Consider the following 12,902-nt stretch of genomic DNA (forward strand, 5'->3'; position numbering starts at 1 on the left):
ATGCAACACTTCTCATTTCGGGGATTATTTCTGTTCTAACCAATCCTCTACATGTTTTATAAATACATCTAAACAATCAATAAACGGCGAGTGTCCGCAATCTTCTAATACCTTCAACTCTGCATTTGGCAAATGTTTCGCTAATTCCTCACCGACTACTTGCGGTACGACATAATCTCTATCACCTTGTATGACGAGTGTTGGCGCTTTAATACGATGAATTTGTTTACTTCCCTCTACAACCCCATTATGTTCATCTGAAATATTAAATGTAATGAGCGCATAATTCACATCTACGAAATTACGTTGCGTTAACATATCATCTAAATACTTTTCATAACGATCCGGTTCAGGTTGATTATGTGTATATATTAATAGATTCCATACTGTACGGTAATATAGTTTGTTCATATTTTTTATCGCATCTAATACTGGAGCGATTTGTACTGGATCTTGCGCAATTTCTTCTTTCGTCTTTACTAAACTTGATACAATCGGCTGCCCATTCGTATCTTTTTTAAAGATTGGGTATCCTTTCATTCCTACTGATTCTACTAAAATTAACTTTTCTACAAAAGTTGGGTGATTCGCTGTAAATTGCATCGCAACGCCACCACCCATTGACCAGCCCATTAATGAAAATTTCTCTAGCTTTAACTCGTCAATAAATAATTTTACATCGTCTGCAAAGTCTTGTAATGAATCTATCGACTGATTATACGTTGATTGTCCAAACCCTCTTAAATCAAGAGCGTAAATATGGTATTGATCTTGCAACTTTTCAATAACTAAATCCCAATGTTGTGACGATGTCATGTTCCCGTGAATGAGTACAAGAATATCTGTATTTCGCCTTCCAACTTCCTGATATGCAATCGTTTCTCCGTTCGATAGTGAAACAAACTCCATTGTTGCAGGCTTAATCATCACAAGTTCCCCCATTCTATTTAATAGAAAGAAAATTCTTTACTTAATTAAAGAATAGCACGTAGAATATACGTTCGCAACATAAAACCTATAAGAATTTTTTACATAAATCAACATGTCTATTACTAGACAATTATTATAAAAAAGTATATAGTTAGCTAGGTAACTAATTTGAAAGGATCAACATACATGGACGAAAAACAACATTTTTTTCACATCGTCAGCCAGACTTCTCGAAAGTTTACGAAGAAATTTAATGAACGTGTATCTCCAACAGGGTTATTTAGTGCGCAATGGGCTGTTATTTTCCGCATTAATCAAACTGGTTCTTGTACGCAAACAGAATTATGCCAGTATTTAAATGTTGAATCACCAACGATGACTCGTACGTTAACACGTATGGAAACAATGGGATGGATTATTCGTACAGAAGGTAAAGATCGCCGCGAGAAGCTCATTTCTTTATCCGAAACGGCGATAAAGATGATTCCAGTATGGCAAGAAGAAGTTGATACTTTCGAAGAAAAAACGCTAGAAGGTATTAATGAAGATGATTTACATCAAGCATTTCAAGTGTTACAACAAATTATTAAAAATTTAGATTAAATTGGAGGGATGACGATGCAAAGTGAGAAACTTTGGACGAAGGATTTCCTCGGAACTTGTTTTAGTAGTCTATTTCTTTTCTTAACATTTTACATGCTTATGACTACTCTGCCTGTCTATGTCATAGACGGCCTAAAAGGAAAACCTGAGGAAATTGGTTTAGTTGCAACTGTGTTTCTTATTTCTTCTGTTTTATGTAGACCATTCACAGGAAAATGGCTCGATGATTTAGGAAGAAAGAAAATATTATTTATTTCACTTTCATTATTTTTAGCCGCTACTGTTATGTATTTCGGTGCGCAAAGTTTATTCTTATTACTTGCCCTTCGCTTCTTGCACGGTATTGGGTTCGGGATGGCAACGACAGCTACTGGTACGATTGTAACTGATGTTGCGCCAGCTCATCGACGAGGCGAAGCGCTTGCATATTTCGGCGTATTTATGAGTCTGCCGATGGTAATTGGTCCTTTTTTAGGTTTAACAATTATTTCTCATTTTTCGTTTACTGTGTTATTTATCGTTTGTTCCGTATTTTCATTACTTGCATTTTTATTAGGACTACTTGTAGATATTCCACACGAAGCACCTGTTAGCAAACAAAAACGTGAAAAAATGAAATGGAAAGACTTAATCGAACCATCTTCTATTCCGATTGCACTTACAGGATTTGTTTTAGCCTTTTCTTATAGTGGTATTTTATCCTTTATTCCTATTTATGCGAAAGAACTCGGTTTAAGTGAAATTGCAAGTTACTTCTTTATTTTATACGCACTTGTTGTTGTCATTTCTCGTCCATTTACAGGAAAGATTTTTGATCGCTTCGGTGAAAATGTACTCGTTTACCCTGCTATCATTATTTTCACAATCGGAATGTTCATATTAAGCCAAGCACAAACTTCATTTTGGTTCCTTGGCGCAGGTATGCTAATCGGTTTAGGTTACGGGACATTAATTCCGAGTTTCCAAACGATTGCGATTTCTGCCGCTCCAAACCATAGACGTGGTTCTGCGACAGCTACGTATTTCTCATTCTTTGATAGTGGTATTGGTTTTGGTTCTTTCATTTTAGGTATTGTCGCAGCGAAATCCAGTTATCATAATATGTATTTTATCGCAGCTATTATCGTTGCGTTCACTTTACTTTTATATTATGGATTACACGGACGAAAACAAAAATTCAAGAAACAACCTACAGACGAAAAAATTTCCGCTTAACGTTAATAAGGAAAGTAAACTTCCCCGTTTACTTTCCTTATTTTGTATTTCTTTCAAGACGAGCGTATACTTATAGTAGAAATAAAAAGGAGGGCCATATATGAAACTAAAAAAATCTCCCCTACTCTTACTTATACTAACATTCATATTTGTAATTACAGGGCTTGGGTTTACTTACTTCAAACAAAATAAAACGACCCCATCAAAACATAATGTGACAAAAGAAAACTGGTTAAATGACCCTTACTTACGTTGGTCGTACACACACATGAAAGAATTCACTTTAGTTAATGACGTAAAAAACAATCCTGACCAAATTGCTCACTTCCCTTCCGCATTGCAAAACTTAGACGATTTTGCTGTGGAGCGTAGATTTGGAAATACAACTCCTCTAAAAAAACTTTTAGATGATAACAAAACAGATGCTTTTGTCGTTGTACATAATGGACAACTTGTTTACGAACGATATTTCAATGGGTATAAACAGAATGAACCTCATGGTATGGCATCATTAGCAAAAGTCTTTACCGGGGCAATTATACAATCTCTCGCTGAAGAGAATCGTATCGATTTAGAGAAAACAGCTGACACTTACATAAAAGAATTAAAAAACACACCGTTCGGTAATGCCACACTTCAGCAATTAATGGACATGCAAGTGTCAGCAGAATACCCGACCCACGGATATGAGCAGCCTGGGCTAGAAAATCAAGATGCACAATTATATTTAGCTAGCAATATTTTACCCCGCGGCAAAAATTACGACGGTCCGATGAAAATTTATGATATGTTACGAGAAGCCGAAGAAACGGCACCGCCTGGTTCTGCCTTTTCTTACAATAACGGATCAACAGAAACGCTCGCTTGGATTATTAGAACTATTACTGGTAAATCACTAGCTGAAAATGTAAGCGAACGAATTTGGTCTCAAATTGGTATGGAAGAAAACGCGTATTACGTTACAGATGAAACAAAAGTAGAACAAGCTAGTGCTGGATTAAATGCAACTGCTAGAGATATGGCGAGATTCGGGCAATTACTATTAAACAACGGGGAATATAACGGAAAACAAATTCTCCCTTCTTCTATTACTAAAGATATAAAAAATGTCCAAGAAGGTGAACTTGCAATTGCCCCTGGAGCTTCCATTTCTTATCATAATCAATGGTGGATTCCGCACAATGAACAAGGTGCTTTCGAAGTGTTAGGTAGTTACGGACAAACACTTTACATCGATCCGAAAACAAATATGGTAATCGTTCATTTCTCTTCTAACGCAACGCCAAGTAATGAAATACATTCGGTTTACTCAAATATGTATATTGATATTGCACATCATTTAGAAAAGCTTCCACAGTAGTGGAAGCTTTTTCATTACAGTACATTATTTACACTACTATACCAATTATCTTTTCGTTATTAGAAAAGATTGAAAAAACAATTACCTAAAATACACCTATCGAAAATTTTATAAGCAGTTTACAATTTTAATTGAGCGTTTAACTTATACATCCACATCTTTTGGAGAATGTATTAAAACACTTCCCTTACAAAGATTGTCTGTTCATATTGGTCGAAAATTTCTTCTATAGATGAAAATAAAGTTTCTTCCGGGATGATGAACTTTATTTTTTGACCATTTTTTAACATGAAGGAAATCGTTCCATTATCATTAAAACCTGTATGAAACGTTCCTCGTTTATTTAATAGTACCTCTTCAATTATATTTATTTCAATTGAAAAGTTATTCTTTAATTGCAAGAGTTCATGTACATCGCCAGTATGTATTTTTACATCTATTTCAGTTTCTAAGTTTAATTGTTTTTTCTCAATTTTTTTGAACCAAAACAAAAACAATAGCTCTGAAATACCAGGTAATTGTTTTTTATAAGCATGTCGGCTATGAAACTGTCCGCCAATCTTTATAAAATATATACAGTCACCTGTAATAAAAACTTTATAATATATATCTGCCGTAAACATTTTAGGCTTTAAAAGATAAAAACTTTTGATCATAATTCCCCCATCAATTTTAAATGTATTTGTATAAACATTTTTAGCTAGATTTGTGCTAAAACATATTTCTCATGTAATGCAACACTATTGTATTGAATCTCCTCTCCCTTTGCAACAGTAGCTTTGAAGCCAGCTAATTACCACTCTGTAAATATCTGAATTTTCTTTACTTTGAAGGTTATCTCCTAAACAACCTCGAATAATTGTAATACATATACATAAGGAGGTTGATCTATTTTGTTTCGTTCCTTTACAAATGGTTGCGTCGCCTTAGTGCAACGCTTCTTGCCAGAACCGTTTATTTTATCATGTTTACTAACTGTTTTCGTTATCTTCTTTGGTATGTTTGCGACTCACCAAACACCTGTAGAAATGATTAATCACTGGGGTAATGGAATTTGGGGACTCCTCGCCTTTTCTATGCAAATGGCACTTGTACTCGTGACTGGATCTGCTTTAGCAAATGCTCCTCTTATTAAAAAAGGATTAACGAAAGCTGCCAGACTACCAAAAACAACTGGACAAGGCATTATTGCCATTTCAATTGTAAGTTTACTCGGTGCATACATAAACTGGGGCTTTGGAATTGTTGTATCTGTTTTATACGCAAAAGAAGTGGCAAGGCAGCTGGACGGATTAGATTATAGACTAGCAATCGCCTCTTCTTACTCTGGATGTCTCATTTGGCATGCCGGTCTTTCTGCCTCTATCCCTCTTACGTTAGCAACAGGCGGTGAAACGTTAATTAAAACGACTGCTGGAAGTATTAAAGAGGCGATTCCAATAACAGAAACGTTATTCTCACCATACGCTCTCGTTCCAGTTATTATTTTTCTCATTACGATGCCTCTCATTAATAAAGCGATGCATCCAGATGAAAAACATACGATTACAGTAGATCCTAGCGTGTTCCATGAAGAAGCTGCTGCTCAAGAAGTAGAAAAAAATACGTTCGCTGAAAAGATGGAAAATAGCATTATTATTACACTTTGCGTTGGATTGTTAGGTCTCATTTATATTTTCAATTACTTTTATACGAAAGGTTTTAACCTTACTCTCGATATCGTGATTTTTATGTTATTAATTGCAGGTCTTATTTTCCACCGTACTCCGATTCAGTATATTCGTGCTTTTTCAGACTCTACGAAAAGTGCTTCTGGCATTTTACTTCAATTTCCGTTTTACGCAGGAATTATGGGCATGATGATTGGAGTAAATAGTGAAGGACTTTCACTTGGAGGAGCTATTTCTAATTTCTTTATTAGCATTTCAAATGAAACGACTTTTCCGCTCTTTACATTTTTAAGTGCTGGCATTGTTAACATTTTCGTTCCATCTGGCGGCGGTCAATGGGCTGTGCAAGCACCAATTATGATTCCAGCTGGCGCTGAACTTGGTGTACCTGCTGCAAAAACAGCAATGGCAATTGCATGGGGCGATGCTTGGACGAATTTAATTCAACCTTTCTGGGCATTACCAGCATTAGCGATAGCTGGTTTAGGTGCTCGTGACATTATGGGATTTTGTGTTGTGAACTTACTATATGCGGGTTTTATTATTAGTCTATGTTTCTTATTTATTTAAACGAAAAGCTAGTTTTATACTAGCTTTTTTACATAATAAATCACTTATTTCCCACGCAATTTATAATCTTCTCCCACTCTGACTCCGTAAGATGTAATGACTCAAATGCAAAAAAATCTTCGCACACTTTTTTAATTAGATGTGGATTTCCCCTCAAAAAATTCCACTGTAATACTTTAGGAAGAAAATGCATTTCATATTCTTTACTTCCCCGTACTACCTCATCAACTTCTCTTTCACAAATTCCTCTTATTAAATAATCATTTCTTAACTCTATTTGAATTTGCTGAAATGTTTCGCTACATTTTTTCAATTGAAGTAAACATGTAACATACTTCCGAAAAAGTTCGCCATCATACTGAACACAGTTTATAATACGATCGACTTCATTCATAATGCACGAGCCTTTTCTTCTATTTGTAATAACCATTTCTCACGCTTTGATACTTTACTCGTTTTCACAGATTGAAACACTGACCGTTTTATATCGCGAATGCCACAAAAACGTAAAACACCTCTCTTCATTATAATCCAATCTACTGATCGATATAACAATGCGACGTACCATAGAGGCGAGTCTAACGTATTAATAACCCACGCTTTTTTCCCTTGCAATAATCCTTTCGGCAGAGCCCCTTCATATTTATAAGCAAATCCAGCTACGAAAATACGATCAATAAAACCTTTTAAAATTGCTGGCATCCCCCACCACCATATTGGATAGATGAATAAAAGTGTATCTGCTTCTTCTACTAACGTTCTATACCGAGCTGTTTCCTCTTCATTTACTAAATCGCGTCTTTTCTTCTCTTCATTAAATACGAGGACTGGATCAAATTGTTCTTTGTATAAATCAAGTACGGTAACTGAATGATTTGTTTCCTGTAGTCCTTTTTGCACATGATTGAAAATTGCCGCGTTAAAACTTGAAGGGTTAGGATGGGCATATATAATTAGTACGTTCACTACAAAACAACTCCCTCTATACGTTAAAGTTTCCCCTTCTTTAATAACTTCTCTACAATTTGTACGTTTTTCGAACTTTGCAACAATCGATTTAATAATATAAGTAACTCTTCTTTTTCTAAATCTTTCAGTTTCTCTTTAACTGCACTCTCACCAGCACCTTGCATATCATAAACAACTGCCGCCATATGTTTACAATAATTTTCATAGGGACACTCACAGTTACTTTCTGAAAAATCTTCGAGATCGATAACTACTTCATAATTCCCTGCATTTCCAGTAACGAAAGCAAACACTTTTTTATCTTGTATTTCAACATCTTCTACATGCCCATCTTCATAATATTCATATCCCTTATCTACAATGTACTTTGGGATCCATTTCGTTATATCTTTTAATAAGTAAGCGTACATAATTGTACCCCTTCCTTTAATTCCCTTTTGACTTCAAAAATCCTGCATGTTATTCTAATTACTGTTAAGTAGCAAGTCTACGTGACAAAACGACTGACACCTATTCGGCGAAGGTGTCTCTTTTCATTTGCAGCCGATATGAATTGCCTCTTTCAGGCACATTCAATTTTTGACACTACACACTCAACACCATTCCCTGTATCAGGCTGCTTTAGCAGTCTTTTACTCTACATACTCCGTTATTTTAAGAAAAAAGAGAGCTTAGCTCCCTTTTCTCGCCTTATACAATACCCCTTTTTCAGCATAGAGATATTCATCAGCTAATGTAATTTTCCCATCCAGTTTTAGTTCGTCTAATAATCTTGATAAATAAAATTGATGCAACATCTTTTTCGTGAATTTTCCTTCATGATGCGAAACGATATGTTCTTGAATATCTAACAATGATATCGGCTTATCTTGCTCTATCATATATTCATAAACTGTACTACGCAGTTTTACGTATTTTTCGAGTGTCACAGTAATGCGCAACCCCTTTCTTCTTAATATAAATTTTCGTAATCGGTTTTTTTGCAATAAAAAAACCTCTCCGATAAGAAGAAGTTACGTATATATCTTCGTCTTATCTCCCAGAACAAATATGTTCTGCTGGAATTAGCACCTGCATCGCGGTTGCTGGGTTTCATCGGGCCAGTCCCTCCACCTCTCTGGATAAGAAAATATTCACTTAATTCTTACTATACGTAATTCCACTTTAATTGTCAAACAAATATAACAAATATAATAAATATAACAAATTATATTTTCTTCCTTACTGTTCATACTACCCATATACGAACATGCAAGGAGGATTATGAAATGCATCAAAATGCTCGCGGATATGTACAAGATTCTTTTCAATCATTACAAGAAGCTAAAAATTGTTTAGAAGAAGCGCTCGAAACAGTTGAAAAAGATTTTAATCGCGCTCGTATTGAACAATCACTTTATGCTGTTGAACAAGCTATTCAACGTTGCGAGTACACCGTTCACATTTTAGAAAAAGATTAAAAACTTCCCATCAATTGATGGGAAGTTTTTTCAAATGGCATACTTCATAATTATTGCCGTTATGATTAAAAAATATACAGAATTAGCAATTTCTAAAATTCCTACTTTTATAATAGAAATTTTTTTGCCATACAACACAATTGCTCGAATGACACTTGGTATAAAAATAAGAGAACACCACGGATTAATCGCAAATACAATTATCGTTAATACGATATGATATCCCCAAGATATAAGACGATACTTCGGATTATTTTTTTCACGAATCATCGTTTTCACATAGAACGTACTACCTAAAAAGTATAAAAATGAAATAAGTGCAATAAATATAGCTGTATGATCGATTTGCTTCATTGAAAAGTAATAACTAATTAACCCACCGATACAAAACACAATAATCGCACAAATATCATTTAATAGTGCTCTTTCATTTTTTTGACGAGCGTAATACATATTCACTATAAATAATGGAATCATTACTATTACGAATAAAAGAATTCGCCACTCATATAATAAAGAAATCGTCCCAAATAGGAACGCAATAATAAAATAAACAATGGCAGCTTGTAAAAACTCTTTTTTTCGTCTTTGCTTTATGTACGTAAGAAATGGATACGTGGCTAAATAGATAAAGAACCACGCTAAAAACAATGGAATATGATAAATAGTAGGTTTCCCAAGTATGACACTTAATAAAAAAGGAATAACAAGCATAGCCCATGCACCATGTTGCTTCGGAATAACTAACTTCATTAACTATACACCTCCCTTTTGAAAAAAGTTCTCACCTACAATTATACAAATAATTTTATATAATAGCGGATGCATATTGAATCGATTTTTTGACAAAAAAATGCTCCTTACATTATGTAAGAAGCATGAAAGAGGCAAACGAATATGTAAGTCGCGACCCTACCTTATATGAGTATGCTTTTCTATGTCACGTTATGCTCATCTAATATACCGTATTTCTTTTTAAATCTTGTAAGAATCGTAATCCATGAAGTACTAAATAGTAATAAGAAAATAACATTCGAAATCGCATGGCTCAAATCAAAGTAAAAACTTGCGATATAATACGAAATGACAGTTTCCCATGTTGCTTCTCGTATAAAACCGAGAAGGCCCCAGAAATTCATAATCCAGCCAAATAAAAAGCCAACAATTACTCCGTAAAGAAGTCTCCCCCATAGCTTTTTCATAAAAAATGTATTACGAAGTAAACCTGCTATAAAACCAATCATGCCCCACGAAAACATTTGCCACGGTGTCCATGGACCTTGTCCCAAAAAAATATTAGATACGATTGCTGCTGTAGCACCAATCATAAAACCAGTTTCACTTCCAAATACAATTGCAGAAACGATAATGACAAAAGAAGTTGGTTGTACACTTGGTAAAATAGAAAATGGTACCCGGCTTACTGCTGCAATTGCCGCTAATACAGCAACGAGAACAATTTCACGTGAAACAAACGCCTTTCTTTCAAAACGGATATAGAAAGGTAACATAATAACCGCTAATATAAACAAACTACTTAACATGTAATAACCGTCCATGACAAGTGTCGTAAAGAGTAATGTGCCGATTATTACTGCAAAGATACATATTATGAATGCAACATATCGTTTGGACAAGCTTCGTACACATCCTCCCACGTTAATGCATATGGCAATTCTTTTCGAATGAATCGATTAATAGATGTTGTATAAAAGAAGTTGCCGCTAAAAAATTCTTTCGGTGCATCATTCATAATGACTGTTCCATCAAATAACATCATACATTGATCCACGTATTTCGCTGCAAACTCAATATCATGCGTTGCCATTACAATTGTTGTACCTTCTTTTTGTAGCTTCCTAAATAGCTCTCCTACTCTTTCTTTCTTCCATGGATCTAATCCCTTTGTCGGTTCATCCAGTAATAATAAAGTCGGCTTTGATAACAACGTCGTACATAACGCAAGTAATTGTTGCTCTCCTCCGCTACAATCGTGCGGATGGCGTTCTTTAAGCGAATACAACCAAAACTGTTTTAGCGTATCTTCTGCTATTTCTTTTCCTTGTTCTCCATATAATTCACGCGCACGTTCATAAACCTCGTCCCATACTGTATCAAATGTAAAATGGTAATACGGATGCTGCGATACATACCCAATACTTTTAAACCGTTCTTTCGAATCGATTTTATGTATCACTTTTCCGTTCCACTTTACTTTTCCTCTTCTCGCTTTTTGTAATCCTGCTAAAATCGTTAACAGTGTAGACTTACCTGTACCGTTCTTCCCAACGAGCGCTACCCATTTTCCTTTTTCAATCGAAACTGATAAATCACGTAAAATAAGCGGACTATTTTTTTCATATTGGAACGAAATATGCTCTGCGCTTAAAATTACCTCTTGCTTTTCACTTTGTGCTATTGGGTCATTTACATATGATATCGCTGCAAAATCATTCATTTTCATTTGCGCCTCTCGCACTGTAAACGGAATATCTCTCACATTCCACTCTAAAAATAGCCTTGGAATTTGCGGAATAAATGGACGGAATGTTTCTACTCCCCACATATCCGTAATAACAATTTTAGGACTACCATCATACATAATACGGCCATTATCCATACAAACAACGCGTGTTGCAAGCGGGATAACTTCATCTAAACGATGTTCACTTAAAATAATCGTAATTCCAAGTTCTTCATTAATCCGTTTTAATAATCCTAAAAACTCTTTTGCAGCGATTGGATCTAACTGCGCTGTCGGTTCATCTAATAATAGCAATTTCGGCTGCATAACTAATACCGCAGCTAAATTGACAAGCTGCTTCTGCCCACCAGATAACGTATGAACAGATTGATGCAATAAATCTTGAAATCCTAAAAAGCTAATAAGCTCTGCTATTCTTTTTTGAATAATATGTGATGGTAATCCGATATTTTCTAAAGAAAATGCTAATTCTTGAATCACTGTATCCATAACGATCTGGTTTTCTGGGTTTTGAAATACCATCCCAATTTCTTGGGCAGATAACAAATCAGCTACTTCCTCTATTAAAACACCCTCATAAAATATCTCTCCAGAACGCGTACCAATTGGAAGTAACTCCTTTTTAAAATGTTTTAATAACGTCGTCTTCCCAGATCCCGATCCTCCAGCAAGTGCAATAAACTCACCTTTTTGAACAGAAAGAGAAATATGCTGTAACGCGTATTCGTTTTCATCAGCATATACAAATGATAAATTGTTTATTTCTGCATGCGCCACCATATCCATTCTCTCCCTTCCATCATAATTGGTAAACTAATAAACAGTGTAAATAATACAAACATCATTCCATCGTATTGCTGGAATAAAATAGATTCGACTTTCGGATAAATAATCAATTTCCCTCCGCCATAATTACTACATACAATAGCAGCTATAAATAAAATGATTAAATAACTGAGCGTATACCAATCACGCCTCTCCATTCTATAGCGAATATACGTCGTACGCTTCGTTACACCAAATCCACGAGCTTGCATAGAATCTGCCGTTTGCAGTGCATCTTCTAATGAACAAATTAATAATACTTGCAGCAATTGCATACCATTTTTGACGCGTTCAATTATCGAACCTGAATCTACCTGCACACCTTTCGTTTTTTGGACGAGTGTGATTTTCTTTAATCGTCTTATAAACAAAGGAACAAATCTCACTGTAATCATCGTTAACAATGCAACTTTCGGTGAAATTCTTGAAAACAAATATAAAAATTTATGACTGGAAATAATATCATTGTATGACGCAAACGTAAACATAACTGCAACTAGTAATAACCCCATTACTATTCCAAACATAATCGCCTCAAGCTTAATACGGCTATCACCTAACCAAAATAACGTAGTTCGACCTCTATGCGTTAATAACGAATTAAATAAAATTACCATAAAAAAGAAAACAATTGTGCTCGGTAGCATCTTTCTTATCTTTTCGCTATTTCCTTGCATCACATTTAACATAATAATTAATACTATTGCTCCAATTAAAAAAAGAGGATGAAGACACATCGTACATAGTATCATCACCCCGATATAATAGAAAAAATTCACAAAAGGATGTAAAGAAGAAAAACTTATTTTCATAGC

15 protein-coding genes and 1 riboswitch are annotated in these 12,902 nt (G+C 34.9%); of the genes, 5 read left to right on the forward strand and 10 right to left on the reverse strand.

Going from position 1 to position 12,902, the window contains the following annotated elements:
- Nucleotides 1-24: 24 nt before the first annotated feature.
- A complete protein-coding gene (locus NST90_RS15275; RefSeq protein WP_000594877.1) occupies nt 25-927 on the reverse strand; it encodes an alpha/beta hydrolase in 903 nt (300 codons plus the stop codon).
- A 189-nt stretch (nt 928-1,116) separates the two neighbouring features.
- Between NST90_RS15275 and NST90_RS15280 the strand changes: the two genes are divergently transcribed.
- The 3 genes from NST90_RS15280 to NST90_RS15290 all read left to right on the forward strand — a co-directional run bounded on the left by NST90_RS15280 (nt 1,117) and on the right by NST90_RS15290 (nt 4,108).
- Complete coding sequence (locus tag NST90_RS15280; protein ID WP_000343680.1) at nt 1,117-1,533, forward strand: MarR family transcriptional regulator; 417 nt, start codon at nt 1,117-1,119, stop codon at nt 1,531-1,533.
- Nucleotides 1,534-1,548: 15 nt separating this feature from the next.
- On the forward strand, nt 1,549-2,748 hold the full coding sequence (locus NST90_RS15285) for an MFS transporter (protein WP_001190317.1): 1,200 nt from the start codon (nt 1,549-1,551) through the stop codon (nt 2,746-2,748).
- Nucleotides 2,749-2,848: 100 nt separating this feature from the next.
- Entirely contained in the window at nt 2,849-4,108 is a 1,260-nt protein-coding gene (locus NST90_RS15290) for a serine hydrolase (protein WP_000768741.1), read from the forward strand.
- A 173-nt stretch (nt 4,109-4,281) separates the two neighbouring features.
- Here the strand turns inward: NST90_RS15290 and NST90_RS15295 are convergent, their stop codons facing one another.
- Nucleotides 4,282-4,764: a hypothetical protein gene (locus tag NST90_RS15295; RefSeq protein WP_000597308.1), complete on the reverse strand. Its 483-nt coding sequence runs from the start codon at nt 4,762-4,764 to the stop codon at nt 4,282-4,284.
- A 237-nt stretch (nt 4,765-5,001) separates the two neighbouring features.
- Here NST90_RS15295 and NST90_RS15300 point away from each other — a divergent pair, with 237 nt between their 5' ends.
- The gene (locus tag NST90_RS15300) at nt 5,002-6,348 is read left to right on the forward strand and encodes a short-chain fatty acid transporter (protein WP_283748147.1); all 1,347 of its coding nucleotides are present in this window, start codon (nt 5,002-5,004) and stop codon (nt 6,346-6,348) included.
- Between the two features lie 40 nt (nt 6,349-6,388).
- Here NST90_RS15300 and NST90_RS15305 read toward each other — a convergent pair whose 3' ends face one another.
- From NST90_RS15305 to NST90_RS15320, 4 genes are all read right to left on the reverse strand, one after another.
- Entirely contained in the window at nt 6,389-6,742 is a 354-nt protein-coding gene (locus NST90_RS15305; RefSeq protein WP_001006474.1) for a hypothetical protein, read from the reverse strand.
- Entirely contained in the window at nt 6,739-7,314 is a 576-nt protein-coding gene (locus NST90_RS15310) for an NAD(P)H-dependent oxidoreductase (protein WP_001101573.1), read from the reverse strand. The genes NST90_RS15305 and NST90_RS15310 overlap by 4 nt, the downstream gene beginning before the upstream one ends.
- Before the next feature lie 23 nt (nt 7,315-7,337).
- Nucleotides 7,338-7,727 carry an SWIM zinc finger family protein gene (locus NST90_RS15315; protein WP_000271527.1) on the reverse strand — a complete coding sequence of 130 codons (390 nt, stop codon included), beginning with the start codon at nt 7,725-7,727 and terminating at the stop codon, nt 7,338-7,340.
- A 261-nt stretch (nt 7,728-7,988) separates the two neighbouring features.
- Nucleotides 7,989-8,246 carry a hypothetical protein gene (locus tag NST90_RS15320; RefSeq protein ID WP_000171476.1) on the reverse strand — a complete coding sequence of 86 codons (258 nt, stop codon included), beginning with the start codon at nt 8,244-8,246 and terminating at the stop codon, nt 7,989-7,991.
- A 100-nt stretch (nt 8,247-8,346) separates the two neighbouring features.
- Nucleotides 8,347-8,445, reverse strand: a riboswitch (SAM riboswitch).
- 140 nt (nt 8,446-8,585) lie between these two features.
- On the opposite strand from NST90_RS15320, the gene NST90_RS15325 reads away from it, so the two are divergent.
- Entirely contained in the window at nt 8,586-8,777 is a 192-nt protein-coding gene (locus tag NST90_RS15325; RefSeq protein WP_000554032.1) for a hypothetical protein, read from the forward strand.
- A 30-nt stretch (nt 8,778-8,807) separates the two neighbouring features.
- On the opposite strand, the gene NST90_RS15330 is transcribed toward NST90_RS15325, so the two are convergent.
- The 4 genes from NST90_RS15330 to NST90_RS15345 form a co-directional block, all read right to left on the reverse strand.
- Nucleotides 8,808-9,530 carry a YwiC-like family protein gene (locus tag NST90_RS15330; protein ID WP_000779976.1) on the reverse strand — a complete coding sequence of 241 codons (723 nt, stop codon included), beginning with the start codon at nt 9,528-9,530 and terminating at the stop codon, nt 8,808-8,810.
- 182 nt (nt 9,531-9,712) lie between these two features.
- Nucleotides 9,713-10,414 carry an ECF transporter S component gene (locus NST90_RS15335; protein ID WP_000044901.1) on the reverse strand — a complete coding sequence of 234 codons (702 nt, stop codon included), beginning with the start codon at nt 10,412-10,414 and terminating at the stop codon, nt 9,713-9,715.
- Nucleotides 10,387-12,048: an energy-coupling factor ABC transporter ATP-binding protein gene (locus tag NST90_RS15340; protein WP_025708760.1), complete on the reverse strand. Its 1,662-nt coding sequence runs from the start codon at nt 12,046-12,048 to the stop codon at nt 10,387-10,389. The genes NST90_RS15335 and NST90_RS15340 overlap by 28 nt, the downstream gene beginning before the upstream one ends.
- The gene (locus tag NST90_RS15345) at nt 12,021-12,899 is read right to left on the reverse strand and encodes an energy-coupling factor transporter transmembrane component T (RefSeq protein ID WP_002178524.1); all 879 of its coding nucleotides are present in this window, start codon (nt 12,897-12,899) and stop codon (nt 12,021-12,023) included. The genes NST90_RS15340 and NST90_RS15345 overlap by 28 nt, the downstream gene beginning before the upstream one ends.
- Between the last annotated feature and the right edge of the window lie 3 nt (nt 12,900-12,902).

The organism is Bacillus sp. FSL E2-8900 (assembly GCF_037966225.1).
Classification (GTDB): Bacteria; Bacillota; Bacilli; order Bacillales; family Bacillaceae_G; genus Bacillus_A; species Bacillus_A cereus.

Excerpts from the sequence above, each read along its gene's own strand:
- NST90_RS15330 (WP_000779976.1), bottom strand. The coding sequence starts at position 9,530 with ATGAAGTTAGTTATTCCGAAGCAACATGGTGCATGGGCTATGCTTGTT.
- NST90_RS15295 (WP_000597308.1), bottom strand. The coding sequence starts at position 4,764 with ATGATCAAAAGTTTTTATCTTTTAAAGCCTAAAATGTTTACGGCAGAT.
- NST90_RS15315 (WP_000271527.1), bottom strand. The coding sequence starts at position 7,727 with ATGTACGCTTACTTATTAAAAGATATAACGAAATGGATCCCAAAGTAC.
- NST90_RS15345 (WP_002178524.1), bottom strand. The coding sequence starts at position 12,899 with ATGAAAATAAGTTTTTCTTCTTTACATCCTTTTGTGAATTTTTTCTAT.
- NST90_RS15305 (WP_001006474.1), bottom strand. The coding sequence starts at position 6,742 with ATGAATGAAGTCGATCGTATTATAAACTGTGTTCAGTATGATGGCGAA.
- NST90_RS15275 (WP_000594877.1), bottom strand. The coding sequence starts at position 927 with ATGATTAAGCCTGCAACAATGGAGTTTGTTTCACTATCGAACGGAGAA.
- NST90_RS15280 (WP_000343680.1), top strand. The coding sequence starts at position 1,117 with ATGGACGAAAAACAACATTTTTTTCACATCGTCAGCCAGACTTCTCGA.
- NST90_RS15340 (WP_025708760.1), bottom strand. The coding sequence starts at position 12,048 with ATGGATATGGTGGCGCATGCAGAAATAAACAATTTATCATTTGTATAT.
- NST90_RS15325 (WP_000554032.1), top strand. The coding sequence starts at position 8,586 with ATGCATCAAAATGCTCGCGGATATGTACAAGATTCTTTTCAATCATTA.
- NST90_RS15285 (WP_001190317.1), top strand. The coding sequence starts at position 1,549 with ATGCAAAGTGAGAAACTTTGGACGAAGGATTTCCTCGGAACTTGTTTT.
- NST90_RS15290 (WP_000768741.1), top strand. The coding sequence starts at position 2,849 with ATGAAACTAAAAAAATCTCCCCTACTCTTACTTATACTAACATTCATA.